Origin of the sequence: Mesorhizobium sp. M0052, assembly GCF_040323255.1 — a bacterium.
Lineage (GTDB): Bacteria > Pseudomonadota > Alphaproteobacteria > Rhizobiales > Rhizobiaceae > Mesorhizobium.
Map to the genome: position 1 here is coordinate 69,011 of NZ_JAMYUS010000016.1, position 13,662 is coordinate 82,672.

Below are 13,662 nucleotides of genomic sequence, written 5' to 3' on the forward strand. Positions count from 1 at the left end.
CTATCCGCGCAATCGAGCAGTTTCCCCAACCCGTCCTTCAACGTTTTGTGAAACTGTGGCGGCATTGAAGAATCCGCAGGCGGGGCCGCTTACATCACATGCGTGAACTCTGGCGCACATTCCGGCGTGACTTCTGGCGTGACCGCCGCGGCAATTACGCTCTGATGACCGTTGTGGCGATGGTGCCACTGATGGGCGGCGTGGCAATGGCTGTCGACTACACCGGCGTGGTCAGCGAGAAGCAGAGGGTGGTCAACGCGCTCGACGCCGCCAACTTCGCCACAGCGCGCCGGCTGGTGGAAGGCGCCACCGACGACCAGTTGCGGGCCTATGCGCTCGACTTCTTCAAGGCAAACCTCAACCACGTCGATCCCGCCGACACGACGCTCAGCGTTACGCTGCCCAGCAGCACGACCGGCGGCGGCATCGTCAAGCTGTGCGCCAGCCTGGTCTACAAGCCCTATTTCCTGCCGGCAGCGGCGATGCTGATCGGCAGGACGTCGGAAAACGTCACCTACTCCGTGTGTTCGCAAGTCCGGCTGAAGAACACGCTGGAAGTGGCCATGGTGCTCGACAATTCGGGGTCGATGTCGAACACGGGCACGGGTGCCGGACAAAAGCGCATCGACCTTCTCAAGCAAGCCGCCAAGCAGCTCGTCGACACGCTTGCCTTGCAGGCCGCGATGATCAAGCAGATCGACAAGCCGGTCCAGTTCAGCCTTGTGCCGTTCGCCGCCTCGGTCAATGTCGGCGCCAGCAACGACAACGCGTCGTGGATCGACGCCTACGGGCTGTCGCCCATCCACAATGAGAATTTCGCCTGGTCCACGCTTAACGCAGCCGACAAATATGCCCAGAAGATCGGCGGCATCTGGTACAAGAAAGGCACTGGCTGGGGTGAGCAGGAGGGGCAGATGCTGACCCGCTTCTCGCTCTACCGCGACATGAAGGTGGTCACCAGCCACGAGCGCATCGTCGGCAGCAAACGCGTGGTCTGCGACAAATATCGTGCCAATCATACATGCTCGGACAGCCACAACGAATACGACTACAACGACACATACGGACCGTTCGCCAGCTGGCAGGGCTGCGTCGAGGTCCGTCCCTACCCCTATAATGTCACCGACGCGCCGGCCTCCGGCGGACCGAACAACACCGGCACCGGCGTCGGCGATCCCGCGACCATGTTCGTGCCGATGTTCGCGCCAGACGAGCCGGGCAATCATTGGTACATAACGCAGGACCCCGACGAGGTGGCCCCCAAGACCTATGGCGCGGCCAACAGCTGGTGGAACGACGATCCGGCGAGCACCTCCGGCAAGACCAGGCAGTCCAACATGGCCAAGTATTTCCAGCCGCGGCCGATCAATGCTCCGGTGCTGTCGGCCGGTGCCGGTCCTAACTACAGCTGCACGACGACACCGATCACGCCGCTGACCGACGTCTCCAACACCGCCGGGCTGACCAAGATCAAGGCTGCGATCGACCTGATGGCGCCGAACGGCTTCACCAATGTGCCGGAGGGCATGGCCTGGGGCTGGCGCACCGTCTCCAGCACGGAGCCTTTCACAGGAGGACGTCCTGAGACGGAGCGCGGCAACGACAAGGTGGTCATCGTGCTCACCGACGGCGAGAACACCTACGCGGTGCCCAGCAGCGATCCCGCCGGCAACAAGTCGACCTATGCCGCCTATGGCTATACCGGCGTCGGCTACAACGGCACTGCGGTCACCCGCCTGTTCGGCGGCACGTCGAGCGCCATCGGCCAGCTCAACTATTCGTCGAGCAACTACACCGCCGCCCTCAACGAGCAGATGGCGACGCTGTGCAACAACGCCAAGGCGGCCAACATCATGGTGATGACGGTGGCGCTCGACATGTCGACGACCGACGCCGGCGACAAGAGCGCGATGGAGGCACTGAAGGTGTGCTCGTCGGACTCGCGCTTCCGCAAGGATCCGGCCGACCCGAGCAAGCCTGCAAAACTGTTCTGGAACGCGACCGGCGCCACGCTGTCCGACAATTTCAAGGAAATCGCCAACGAGCTCTCGAACCTGCGCGTGGTGAGCTGAGGGTTGAAGCTGCTGATCTTCCCCCACCTTGCGGGGGAAATTGGCGGCTTCGCCGCTTTCGCCAATTTTCGACGCTGGCGCAAAGGCTCCGGCCATCATGCTCTTGCGGTGAGGTCAAAACGCGTGGTGGGTATCGTCACCGCTTCCCGGAGATTGCCAGTGCCCGAAACCGCCAACCATCTCGCCTTCGCGCTGGTCTGCCTGGGCATGGTGCTGACGCCCGGGCCGAACATGATCTACCTGATCTCGCGCTCGCTGTCGCAAGGCCCGAAGGCCGGGCTGATCTCGCTCGGCGGCGTGGCGGCCGGCTTTCTGTTCTATGTCGTATCGGCAGCGCTGGGCATCACCGCGCTGCTGCTTGCCGTGCCGTTTGCCTATGACGCACTGCGCATTGCCGGCGCGCTCTATCTGCTATGGCTCGCCTGGCAAGCGGTGCGGCCCGGCGGGCGCTCACCATTCCAGGTGCGCGAACTGCCGAAGGACAGGCCGCGCAAGCTGTTCGCGATGGGCCTGATGACCAATCTCCTCAATCCCAAGGTGGCGGTGCTTTATCTGTCGCTGCTGCCGCAGTTCATCTCGCTGGGCAACGGCCATGTGCTGTCGCAGCTTCTGGTGCTCGGCGCCACGCAGATCTCGATCAGCCTGACCGCCAATGCCATCATCGCGGTAACGGCCGGTTCGATCGCCACCTTCCTTGCCGGACGGCCGCTATGGATGGTCATCCAGCGCTGGATGATGGGCACGGTGCTCGCCGCGCTGGCGCTTAAAATGGCGACCGACGCGCAACGCTGATCGGACGCAGCGCGCCGAGACTACATCGGCCGCCGACCTTCCCATTCGAATCGGCCGGCCGAACCTGCACGGAGGCCAGCGATTGAGATTTTCGCAGCCCTGCCCGGCAAAAGCCATGATCGCGGCTAAGTCAGGCAGGCATGACAATGATCTGCACCACCAATCATCCGCTCGCGCAAACCCGCTCTGGCGCAGCAAGTCCAAAACCAAACAGGCGCCTGCTGCTGATCGGCCTTGCAGCCATGGCCGGCCTCGCTGCTTGCAGTACGGTCTCGGTGCCGACCGGCGAAGGCGCCGGTGTGTCGTCCTCGGCCACCGCGACGCTGGCCGGCATCCGAGCTTCGGCCGGACTGCCGGCGCTGGTGCCGGACGCCCAGCTCGAGCAGGCCGCTCGGCAGCAGGCCGGCTATATGGCCTCACGCGAACGCATGAGCCACACGACGGGCTGGGGAAAGGATTTCGCGTCGCGGATGAAGGACAATGGGGTGCGGGGCGCCGCCGCCGAGAACATCGCCGAGGGCCGCTTCGACCAGCAGAAACTGTTCGACATCTGGATGCATTCGGCCGGCCACCGCCGCAACATGCTCGATCCGGATTTCAGCCGCTTCGGCCTCGCCTATGTACGCGACGGACGCGACAGCGCCATCCGCTACTGGAGCCTGGTGCTCGGAAAATAGCAGCCAGCGGTTACGGCGCGAGCCAGCCGTCAGCCTTTCGCGATCAGCTCGCCGATATCCCCAGCCGACAGGGGTTTGCTGAAATAATTGCCCTGCACCTCGTCACAATTGTTCTTGCGCAGGAAGGCGACCTGGTCTTCCGTTTCGACACCTTCGGCCAGCACCCGAAGGTTCAACTTCTGCCCCAGGGAAATCACGGCGCCGGTGACCGCTTGATCGTTCTCGTCGGTCGCGAGATCGTTGATGAAGGACTTGTCGATCTTCAGCCGCGCCACCGGAAACGTCTTGAGAGCGCTGAGACTGGAATAGCCTGTTCCGAAATCGTCGATCGATATCTGCACGCCGAGCTTTTGCAGTCCGTTCATCGTTGCGACCGCCAGCTCGAAATCCTGCATGATCAGGCTTTCCGTCACTTCGAGCTCGAGATACCTCGCCTCCAGGCCGCTTTCCTTCAATGCGTTGACGACGCGGTCGATCAGGTTCTTCTCCCGGAACTGCCGCGCCGACACGTTGACGCAGACGGTTACGGGCGACAGACCGGCGCGCTGCCAGGCTTTGTTCTGCCGGCAGGCTTCGTGCAGGATCCAGTCGCCGAGCGGCACGATCAGCCCGGTCTCCTCGGCGGTCGGGATGAACATCGCCGGCGAAACCAGGCCTCGCGTCGGGTGGTTCCAGCGCACCAGCGCTTCGACGGCGAAAACCTGCCCCGATCGCAGATCCACCTGTGGCTGATAATGCAGAGCGAATTCCGACCGGGCGAGCGCGTTTCGCAATTCCTCCTGAAGCAGGAATTTTTCATGTGCCGTTGAGTTGAACTCCGGGGCATAGAACTGGAAATTGTCGCGGCCGAATTCCTTGGCGCGATACATGGCGGCGTCGGCATTGGCCAACAGCGTATCCGGGCTGGTCCCGTCCTTCGGGTAATTTGCGATGCCGATGCTGGCCGTCGTTCTCAGCCGATGCTCTCCGACAAGAACCGGTTCCGCGATCGCATCCCTGATCGTCTGCAGGGTTTCCGAGACCACATCGACATTGGTGGTTTGGTCGAACAGGACGATGACAAATTCGTCGCCGCCAAGCCGCACGACGGTGTCGGTGGCCTTCACGCATCCAACCAAACGGCTGGCGACGGTCTTGAGGAGTTCGTCGCCGGCATTGTGGCCAAACGTATCGTTCACCAGTTTGAAATTGTCGAGATCGATGAACACTACCGTCATCCAGCGATTGTATCGCTGCGCGTAGAGGACCGCCTGGGAAAGCCGATCCTCCAGCAAAGCGCGATTGGGCAGGCCGGTCAGCGCATCATGGTTGGCCATGAAGTGGATCTGGTCTTCCGCCAGTTTGCGCTCGATCGCGATGCCGGCAATGTGTGTGGTGAACTCGATCAGGCGGGTCTCGGCATGGGTGGGTTCGCGCACGGTCATCGAATACATGGCAAAGGCGCCCAACACGACGCCCCGATGCGACAGGATCGGGGTTGACCAGCACGAACGATAGCCATGGGGTGCCGCCAGTTCGCGGTAATCGTCCCAAAGCGGATCCTGCAGAATATCGGTAACAATGACCGGTTCCCGCCGGTAGATGGCGGTTCCGCAGGATCCCACCTTGGGACCGATGGCCGCCCCATCGATGGCGCTCGTATAGGCTTTCGCCAGGCCCGGCGCCGCACCGTGACGCAAATGAATGCCGTCCTTGTCGAGCAGCAGGACGGAACCGAATATCCCCTTCAACTGAGCCTCGACGAAGCGCATGAGGCGGTCGAGCACGTCCTCCAGCGGCGCGCTCGTGGCAATCATTTCGAGGATCTGCGCCTGCCCGCTGCGAAGGACATCCGCCTGCTTGCGGGCGGTGATGTCGTGGGCAATGCCAACCAGGCCGAAGATTTCATTTTGGCGATTGCGCAACGGCACCTTCGTCGACGAAAGCCATTTGCCGTTCCCCGACGCATCGACGACAAACTCTTCCGCGTCGATCATTGGTTGTCCGCTCTTGAGCAGGCGCTGCTCGACCAGGCGAAATTTCCGCGCAACTTCCGGGGGGTGGAGATCAAAATCGGTCAAACCGATCATGTCGCTGGTCTTGTTGCGGCCGCTATCGGTCGCAAGGGCGCTGTTGACCACGACGAAACGGCTTTGCGTATCCTTGACCCAGAGGTAATCGGGCACCCAGTCGATCAGCGCCTGCAGCGAAATGCGCTCGTCGACGATCTGCCGATTGGCGAGGAGTTCAGTGATGTCCTCATGCGTGGCGATCCAACTGCCATCGGGCATGGGCTGGTTACGGATCTGGATTGTGCGACCATCGACAAGTTTGGCGGTCCAGAGCCGCGAAGCCTTGCCCGAATTGATCGAGCGAGCCGTTGCGAGATAGGTGTCGGCGGCCGTCGCCGCCGTGCCGGCGGCGACGCGGCGTTCGACGATTTCGCTCAGTGTCACGCCAGGCCGCAATTCCTCGGGCGCAATGCGGTAGATTTCCGCATAGCGCCGGTTGCTCAGGATCAGCCGTTCATCGGCATCGAAAAAGCAGATGCCTTGCGAAATATTCTCGATCGCAGTCTCGAAGCGCAGGGTCTGCCCTTCGAGACCCGCAATGGTCGTGCGAAGTTCTCCCTCGAGCGTATCGTAGGAAACGTCAGCCAGTCTTGCCAATGCGGCTACGCCCACCGGCCCGCGCGCCCCGACGGATCTTCTGGATGACTTCGTGACCAAACAGACCTCCTCCGGTTTGGCACCTGAAACAAGAAAGGGCCTCTGTCGTGCCAGACGAAAGTCGACTGACAATGTTACAGATGTGCTAATTCAAGATGAACTGTAACGGAATTGGAGGCGTCAGCAACCAGATACCAAAGGTGCAAATGTCATTTCAAATCAACTTCCAACGGCTCATTATCGATATTCTTTTTCACACGCGGGTTTTGACGATCATCCGAGCAACAAATCATCAGGGGCAACCAGCTTGCTGCCAGCGCTACCGGCGCCCGCCTCAATCCATATGCGCGGCAGGAGCTGCCGCGCCGGCCGGAGCGGTCTTCGGCTTGCGCAGCAGGAAGACAAACGGAATGGCAACCAGCGTCATCACCATCAGCAGTTTGAAGTCGTTGACGTAGGAGATCATCATCGCCTGGATGTTGACCATGCGGTCCACCTGCGAAAGTGCCGTCGGATCGCCGCCTGCTGCCGCCGGCGAGGCCGCCCACAAATTGGGGTTGAACGGGTTGATGAAAGCCGACAGTTCGGTGTGATTGACCTGCGTGTTGCGCACCATGAGAACCGTCACCACCGACACACCGATCGACGAACCGAGATTTCGAACCAGGCTGAACAGGGCCGTGGCGTCGGTGCGGAAGCGCACGTCGAGCGTAGCGAAGGCCACCGTGGACAGCGGCACGAACACCATGCCCATGCCCAGGCCCTGGATGACGCCGGAGCTGAGGATCAGCCAATTGTCCATCTGCGGCGTGAAGGAGGACATGGTGTAGAGCGACTGCGCGGTGAGCAGAAAGCCGATGACGACGAGGATGCGGGCGTCGATCCTGCTCATGAGCCGTCCAACGACAAGCATCGAAATCATCGTGCCGACACCGCGCGGCCCCAGGACGACGCCGATGGTGACGGTCGGATAGCCGAAGATGGTCGACAGCATCGGCGGCAGCAGCGACATCGAGGCCAGGATCAGCACGCCCATGACGAAGATGAAAGCCAGACCGGTGACGAAATTGCGGTCGAGGAAGATCTTGGGGTCGATGAAAGGACGTTCCGCCGTCAGTGTATGGATGATGAAAACCCAGAAGCCGGTGATCGAAAGAGCAAGCTCGATCCAGATTTCGACCGAGGAAAACCAGTCGACCTCGCCGCCGCGGTCGAGCAGCAGCTGCAGCGCGCCGACGCCGAGCGAAATCATGGCGAAACCGAAGAAATCGAAGCTGCGGATCCGCCGGGCAACGACCGGCAAATAGGCTGCCATGCCGAGGAAGGCGATGATGCCGACCGGCAAATTGATGAAGAACACCCAGCGCCAGTTGAAATTCTCGGTCAGCCAACCGCCCAGCGTCGGACCCAGGATCGGCCCCAGCATGATGCCGGCGCCCCAGATGGCCATCGCCTGGCCGTGGCGTTCCCTGGGGTTGATGTCGAGCAGGAAGGTCTGCGACAGCGGCACGATGGCTGCGCCGAACACGCCCTGCATCAGCCGGAAGAACACTATGCTCTCCAGGCTCCAGGCAATGCCGCACAGCATCGAGAACACGGTGAAGCCTACAACCGCCGCCAGGAACAGTTCCTTGCGGCCGAAGCGGTCGGCCAGCCAGCCGGTCACCGGCGTCATGATCGCGGCGGCAACGATGTAGGAGGTCAACACCCAGTTTATGTTGTCGGGCGACGCGCCGAGGTCGCCGGTCATGGTCGGCAGCGCGACATTGGCAATCGTGGTGTCGAGCGCCTGCATGACCGTCGCCAGCATCAGCGCCACGGTGATCAGGCCGCGATGCGGCACTTCCTTGAAAGGTTCTGGTGTGGTCATGATGCGGAACTTCCGACAGGTTACAAAAACGTGTACATTAGGTTTCCGGGCGGCGAGGCCTTCTCTGGTGAAGAGACCCTCATCGCGGTGGGACGCGATCTATCGATGTGGGGGTTACATCGATCGAAGGTCTCGACACATCAGGCGCTTGCCGCCCGGAAATCCAAGGTCCGAAGGATGGGCGCCGAGATGGTCCAGGTTCTGGGCAGGCCGCGATGCGGCCCGGTCCAATCCACCCCTCGTTCAACCTGCCGTCGGACCGATCCTGTCATCTCAACTTCACCTCGCCTGCGGCGGGCGTTCTGCCGGGCCGTGTTCCTGCTTTTCGAGATCACGGTCCATTCACAGTCTATTGTGCTTCGCCTGCGGTGGCGTGGCCGAAGATAGCGGGGAAGCCGCGGGCAACGCCGGTATCCACCGTAACCGAGGCGCTCATGCCGGTGCGCAGCGCCATTTTGGCGTCGGCATCGGTCAGCTCCAGGCGCACCGGAATGCGCTGCGTGACCTTGACCCAGTTGCCGGTCGCGTTTTGAGCTGGCAGCAGCGAAAACTCCGCCCCGGTGCCGGCGCCGATCGCCTTAACGGTGGCCTCGAAAGTTCTGCCCGGATAGGTGTCGACGACGACCTCGGCCTTCTGGCCAGGCTTCATGTGGGTAAGCTGGGTTTCCTTGAAATTGGCATCGATCCAGGTGTCGCCGGTCTCGACCAGCGCAAACAGCGGCGTGCCGGAACCGACATACTGGCCGATCTTGAACGAGGAGGCCTGGCTGATGACGCCGTCGGCCGGCGCCTTGACCGTGGTCTGCGCCAGATCGTAGGCGGCCTTGTCGCGCGCGGCGAGTGCGGCCATCACCGTCGGATGCTTGTCGGTCTCGATATCGGGATTGCCGGCGAGAGCCGCCTTGGCGCTGATGATGCCTTGCTCGGCAACGGCCAGTTGCTGCCTGGCTTTGTCGAGATCGTTCTTGGCCTCGTCCAGCGACGATTTGGCGTTGATGCCCTTCTGGGCAAGGTCGGCGGCGCGGTCATACTGCGACTGCGCGTAGTCGACCTGGCTGGCATCGGACTTTTCCTGCGCCAGCGCCTGGCTGTAGGCGGCGCGCAGCTGTTCGATACCGACGCGTGCGACTGCGACCGCCGCGTCGGCCTGCGCCAATGCAATCCGGTAGGGCTCGGGGTCGACGGCAAACAGCACATCGCCCTGCTTGACCTGCTGATTGTCCGAGATGCCGACCTGAACGATGCGTCCGGCGGTGTCCGAGGCGATCGACACCTTGGCCTGCTGCAAATTGGCGTTCTCGGTTTCCTGATAGCGGCCGCCGGTCACCCAGACATAACCGCCACCAATGGCCAGCGCGGCCGGCAGGGCGACCATCAGCAGCAAGCGGCCGAGGCGGCGCTTCTTGACCGGAGCCGGAGCGGGTTGAACCGGGGGAGCCACCGCGACAGGTGCTGCGGCCGGCTGTGCAGGCGCTTCGGCGGCCGGCTTTGCCGGCGTCTCGATCTTGGTTACATTCTCGTCCAGCTTGGCTGCCGCGTTCATGCTGCTGCCCCTTCCGTACTCTTCAAGGACGACGTCTCGCCGTCCGCCAGGTTTTGCACGATGGTGTCCAGCGCCCGGATAAGGACGCGGCGGTCGTCCGGCGAAACGCCGACCAGCGATTCCTCATAAACTTCGCCAGCAAGGCTTTTGACCTCGGCATAGGCCGCGTTCGCCTTGGCTGTCGGGAAGATCATGCGCACGCGCCGGTCAGTTGCATCGGAGCGCCGTTCGATCCAGCCGCCCTCCTCCATCCGGTCGACGAGGCGTGAAACGCTGATCGGCTCGATTTCGAGAAGTTCGGCGAGGCGAGCCTGGGCGACGCCGGCCTCCTTGGCGACGCGAACCAGAAGCCGCCATTGTGCCGAGGAAAGGCCAAGACCGCTGGCGCGCGCCTCGAAGCGCTTGCGCATGAGGCGCTGCACGTCGTGGATCAAAAAGCCCAATCTATCTATGCCGTCGGAAACCATGAGCGGTATATATTATAAGCGTGCTTACCATTCAAGGCGCCGCATTGCGCCAGAGCCAAAAAAGAGGGATGGCAGCCATGCAGATGCGGTCATGGCACAGTCAATGACGGTTGCGGATGACCTCCCGACCGTGACGTGAATTGCCGTCGAGAACGCCGCGAGGAGAAAGGTCGTCATGCGCGTCCCCGCCACTGGCACACCTAGGCTTTCGGCGGCATTTTCGCCGGCGGGGAAGGCATCGAGCCGGCGGTGGTTCCACAGGGCATAGGCAAGGATGGTGCCCGCACCCAGCGCGCCCAGATATTGTCCCAGCGAGCCAGGCCGAGGCCGCCCAGCAGCGGCTTTCCACGATGGTGACCTGCCACAGTCGACCAGCGCCCTTCGATTTTACGACAGGCGCAATTTCGATCAAACTGGCCTCGCAAAAGCCGACAAAATGTGCCGCCAAATGCGAGGAGACCTATGAACCCGACCGAGAAAGCGCTGTGGTTTGTCGAGAGCCATCTGCCGGAAGCGATCTCGCTTGAGGATGTCGCGCAAAGCAGCGGCGTCTCGCGCTTTCATGTGACGCGCGCCTTTGGCGCCGCCACCGGCCGTTCGGTGATGGGCTATATGCGCGCGCGCCGGCTGACCGAAGCGGCGCGCAAGCTGGCCTCCGGCGCGCCCGACATCCTCGCGGTCGCGCTCGATGCCGGCTACGCCTCGCACGAAGCCTTCACCCGCGCCTTCCGCGATCAGTTCGGCACGACGCCGGAACTGGTGCGCGCGCAGGGCAGCCTCAGCAATCTCGACCTTGTGGAGCCGATCATGATGGACCAGTCCTTCCTCGCCTCACTGCCGCCGCCGCGCTTCGAGACCGGCCGTCCCTTCCTCATTGCCGGCCTCGGCGAGCGCTACAGCTGCGAAACCAGCGCGGCCATTCCGATGCAGTGGCAACGCTTTGGGCCCTATATCGGCAACATCCCGGGCGAGACCGGCGACGTCGCCTATGGCGTCTGCGTCAATGGCGACGATGCCGGCAATTTCGACTATATCGCCGGGGTCGAAGTTTCGGATTTCTCGGACCTGCCGAAGGAGCTTTCGCGGGTGCGGGTGCCGGCGCAGAAATACGCCGTGTTCACCCATGCCGAGCACATCTCCACCATCCGCCGCACCGTCAACACGATCTGGAACAAATGGCTGCCGGCCTCGGGGCACGATATAGCCGACGGCCCCGAATTCGAGCGCTACGGCCCGGAGTTCGATCCGCGCAGCGGCAATGGCGGACTGGAGATATGGGTCCCGGTGGCCTGAACGCCGCTACAGCTCCAGGTTCCAGTTCTGGCCGACCAGATCCTTGCCGAAGGCGTGATGGCGCTCTTCGTCCACCAGCCTGAAGCCGGCACTCTCGTAGATGTGGCGGGCGGCGGTCAGGATGTCGTTGGTCCACAGGGTCAGCGTCGTGTAGCCCTTGGCACGAGCAAAGCCGATGCACTCCTGAACCAGCCGCTTGCCGATGCCGAGGCCGCGCGCCGATGGTTCGACATAGAACAGGCGCAGCTTCGCCACCGCGTCGGATTTGCGCACGACGAAGACCGAGCCGACCACCTCCCCTTGCCGTTCGGCAATCCAGCTGCGTTCCCATTCTGGATCGAAGGATTTTACGAAGGCGCCGAGGATTTCGGCGACCAGCGCCTCGTAGGTTTCGTCCCAGCCATAGTCCTGTGCGTAGATCTGTCCTTGGCGGCGCACCACCCAGCCGATGTCGCCGACCTGCAAGGGGCGCAGCATATACGGCACTTTGGACTCCGGGCTGTCGCCCAGGAGTTGCTGCACCGTCTGCATGGCCTTGACCAGCCGGTCCTGTTCGGCAGCAGGAAGCCGCTCCAGCAAGGCCGCGACCTGGTCGTGCGAAGCCCGGTTCAGCGGCGCGAAGGCCTGCCGCCCCACCGGCGTCAGCGTGATCGACGACTGCCGCGCATCCGACGCCAGCGGCGCGCGCGCAATCAGCTGCAGGTGCTCGAACTTCTTCAGGAGCCGGCTGACATAACCGGCGTCGAGGCCGAGATCGCGGATGAGATCGCTGGCGGTCAGGCCATCGCGATGCGCCAGTTCGTAGAGCACCCGCGCCTCGGTCAGCGAGAAGGCGCTTTTCAGCAGGCCTTCGTCGAGCAGACCTATCTGGCGGGTGTAGAAGCGGTTGAAAGCCCGCACCGCGTCGATGCGCTCCTTGCCGGGTTGATGATGGATCGTCATGGGAAGCCTCCTGCCCATCAACGATCGGTCATTTATTTGACTTAGTCAAGTATCGAGGAGATGCTCCCCCGGTCGTGTCTCAGGCGATGGCGCGGCGGCGCCGTGCGATCAGGACGAACAGGCCGAGCAGCACGACGCTGGCCGCAGCACTGGCGGCGGCAAATTCCGGCACCGGCCGAAAATCCTTGCCGTCGATCAGCAGCGATGCCGCGACCGGGCCGATCGCCAGACCGAAAAGCTGGGCCGCCGGCACCAGAAGCACGGCCGTGCGCGTCTCGTCGGCGGTGATCGCCAGCCGGATCTGATAGGGCACGATGAACAGAAGGATGAAGCCCATGATCAAGGCCGCGACCCAGAAAACCGTTAGGCCGGGGCTGCCGGCGAGCACCACGGAACTGGCGACGGCGACCACGCCGATCGCCACGATGGCGAAGCGGTAGTCGATACGCGCCTCGAAGACGGTAGCCGTCATTGCGCCCAGCACCTGCAATGCGAGGCTGGCCGAGACGATCAGGCCGACGCTGCGGCCATCGATGCCGTATTGTGCGCCAAGCGGCTCGAGAAACGCCCAGACCGAGCCGAAGAACATAAAGTAGCAGAAGACGCACAGCAAAGCGGCAAGCGAAGGAACGGTCAGCACATTGCTGAACTGTTCCTCCTTGGGCAGGTCGGCATAGCTATCGGGGACGATGAAGGCGACCGCCACCGAAGCGATGCAGACGACGGCAAGGACGATGAAGCCGCCTGCCGATCCGGCGGCCGGGATGATGTAGAGGGCCAGCAAAAGTGCCAGCGCGCATTGCGCCAGGGTCTGAAGGGTGACGAAGAAGCCGCCGATGCGCTCGGCCCGGCGCGAACGGGCGATCAGTTCCGTGGCGACCGCCACCAGCCCACCCTCGGCTAGGCCCGCCACCGCGCGCGCGGCAATCAGCGAGGTCGAGGTCAGCGCATAGGCGGTCGCGCAGTTAGCCAGCGCCAGCAAGAGCAAAAGGCAGGCACTTTTCGAGCGCATATTGTGGGCGGACAGCATCATGGCGATGACCGCCGATCCGATGCCGATGGCGATCATCTCCGCCGTGGCGACCAGCGCGAGTTCGTCACCGCTGACATGCCCTTCGGTGTAGAGCGCGCCGAGAAGCACCGGCTGCAGCCCGAGAATCAGCAGGCCGACCGAGCCGATCCACAATGCCGAGGCGAGCTGCGCCCCAGTCGGGTTGCCGACCAGCCAGTCGCCGTTCCCGGCATCGGCGTTACCAGCAGAAGTCACGGTCGCCTCCCAACGTCCTTGCCTGTCGGCAAAAAAACTGACAGTCTGTCAGCATTTAGAGCTGATACTCGATCATATTCGTTTGTCAATC

The 13,662-nt window shown here is 62.8% G+C and carries 10 protein-coding genes and 1 pseudogene; 4 read left to right on the top strand and 7 right to left on the bottom strand.

Annotation, left to right across the window (positions count from 1 at the left end; genetic code table 11):
* Positions 1 to 98 precede the first annotated feature (98 nt).
* The 3 genes from NKJ77_RS21410 (at position 99) to NKJ77_RS21420 (ending at position 3,541) form a co-directional block, all read left to right on the top strand.
* On the top strand, positions 99 to 2,072 hold the full coding sequence (locus tag NKJ77_RS21410; protein ID WP_352535725.1) for a TadE/TadG family type IV pilus assembly protein: 1,974 nt from the start codon (positions 99 to 101) through the stop codon (positions 2,070 to 2,072).
* A 159-nt stretch (positions 2,073 to 2,231) separates the two neighbouring features.
* A complete protein-coding gene (locus NKJ77_RS21415; RefSeq protein WP_023671530.1) occupies positions 2,232 to 2,864 on the top strand; it encodes a LysE family translocator in 633 nt (210 codons plus the stop codon).
* A 146-nt stretch (positions 2,865 to 3,010) separates the two neighbouring features.
* Complete coding sequence (locus tag NKJ77_RS21420; RefSeq protein WP_023671529.1) at positions 3,011 to 3,541, top strand: CAP domain-containing protein; 531 nt, start codon at positions 3,011 to 3,013, stop codon at positions 3,539 to 3,541.
* A 29-nt stretch (positions 3,542 to 3,570) separates the two neighbouring features.
* Here NKJ77_RS21420 and NKJ77_RS21425 read toward each other — a convergent pair whose 3' ends face one another.
* From NKJ77_RS21425 to NKJ77_RS21445, 5 genes and pseudogenes are all read right to left on the bottom strand, one after another.
* The gene (locus NKJ77_RS21425; protein ID WP_245263080.1) at positions 3,571 to 6,189 is read right to left on the bottom strand and encodes an EAL domain-containing protein; all 2,619 of its coding nucleotides are present in this window, start codon (positions 6,187 to 6,189) and stop codon (positions 3,571 to 3,573) included.
* A 334-nt stretch (positions 6,190 to 6,523) separates the two neighbouring features.
* A complete protein-coding gene (locus tag NKJ77_RS21430) occupies positions 6,524 to 8,059 on the bottom strand; it encodes a DHA2 family efflux MFS transporter permease subunit (RefSeq protein WP_023671527.1) in 1,536 nt (511 codons plus the stop codon).
* Between the two features lie 349 nt (positions 8,060 to 8,408).
* A complete protein-coding gene (locus NKJ77_RS21435; RefSeq protein WP_352535726.1) occupies positions 8,409 to 9,602 on the bottom strand; it encodes an HlyD family secretion protein in 1,194 nt (397 codons plus the stop codon).
* Positions 9,599 to 10,069 (bottom strand): MarR family winged helix-turn-helix transcriptional regulator, encoded by a 471-nt coding sequence (locus NKJ77_RS21440; RefSeq protein WP_023705728.1) that lies wholly within the window; start codon positions 10,067 to 10,069, stop codon positions 9,599 to 9,601. The genes NKJ77_RS21435 and NKJ77_RS21440 overlap by 4 nt, the downstream gene beginning before the upstream one ends.
* Positions 10,070 to 10,195: 126 nt before the next feature.
* Positions 10,196 to 10,404, bottom strand: a pseudogene (locus NKJ77_RS21445) (iron chelate uptake ABC transporter family permease subunit); the annotation flags it as partial.
* A gap of 127 nt (positions 10,405 to 10,531) precedes the next feature.
* On the opposite strand from NKJ77_RS21445, the gene NKJ77_RS21450 reads away from it, so the two are divergent.
* Positions 10,532 to 11,362, top strand: a complete 831-nt coding sequence (locus NKJ77_RS21450) for an AraC family transcriptional regulator (RefSeq protein WP_352445829.1) — start codon at positions 10,532 to 10,534, stop codon at positions 11,360 to 11,362.
* A gap of 6 nt (positions 11,363 to 11,368) precedes the next feature.
* Here NKJ77_RS21450 and NKJ77_RS21455 read toward each other — a convergent pair whose 3' ends face one another.
* Both NKJ77_RS21455 and NKJ77_RS21460 read right to left on the bottom strand, forming a co-directional pair.
* On the bottom strand, positions 11,369 to 12,304 hold the full coding sequence (locus tag NKJ77_RS21455) for a bifunctional helix-turn-helix transcriptional regulator/GNAT family N-acetyltransferase (RefSeq protein ID WP_352535727.1): 936 nt from the start codon (positions 12,302 to 12,304) through the stop codon (positions 11,369 to 11,371).
* Positions 12,305 to 12,383: 79 nt separating this feature from the next.
* Complete coding sequence (locus NKJ77_RS21460; protein ID WP_352535728.1) at positions 12,384 to 13,571, bottom strand: MFS transporter; 1,188 nt, start codon at positions 13,569 to 13,571, stop codon at positions 12,384 to 12,386.
* Positions 13,572 to 13,662: the final 91 nt, after the last annotated feature.

Excerpts from the sequence above, each read along its gene's own strand:
- NKJ77_RS21410 (WP_352535725.1), top strand. The coding sequence starts at position 99 with ATGCGTGAACTCTGGCGCACATTCCGGCGTGACTTCTGGCGTGACCGC.
- NKJ77_RS21420 (WP_023671529.1), top strand. The coding sequence starts at position 3,011 with ATGATCTGCACCACCAATCATCCGCTCGCGCAAACCCGCTCTGGCGCA.
- NKJ77_RS21430 (WP_023671527.1), bottom strand. The coding sequence starts at position 8,059 with ATGACCACACCAGAACCTTTCAAGGAAGTGCCGCATCGCGGCCTGATC.
- NKJ77_RS21435 (WP_352535726.1), bottom strand. The coding sequence starts at position 9,602 with ATGAACGCGGCAGCCAAGCTGGACGAGAATGTAACCAAGATCGAGACG.
- NKJ77_RS21440 (WP_023705728.1), bottom strand. The coding sequence starts at position 10,069 with ATGGTTTCCGACGGCATAGATAGATTGGGCTTTTTGATCCACGACGTG.
- NKJ77_RS21450 (WP_352445829.1), top strand. The coding sequence starts at position 10,532 with ATGAACCCGACCGAGAAAGCGCTGTGGTTTGTCGAGAGCCATCTGCCG.
- NKJ77_RS21455 (WP_352535727.1), bottom strand. The coding sequence starts at position 12,304 with ATGACGATCCATCATCAACCCGGCAAGGAGCGCATCGACGCGGTGCGG.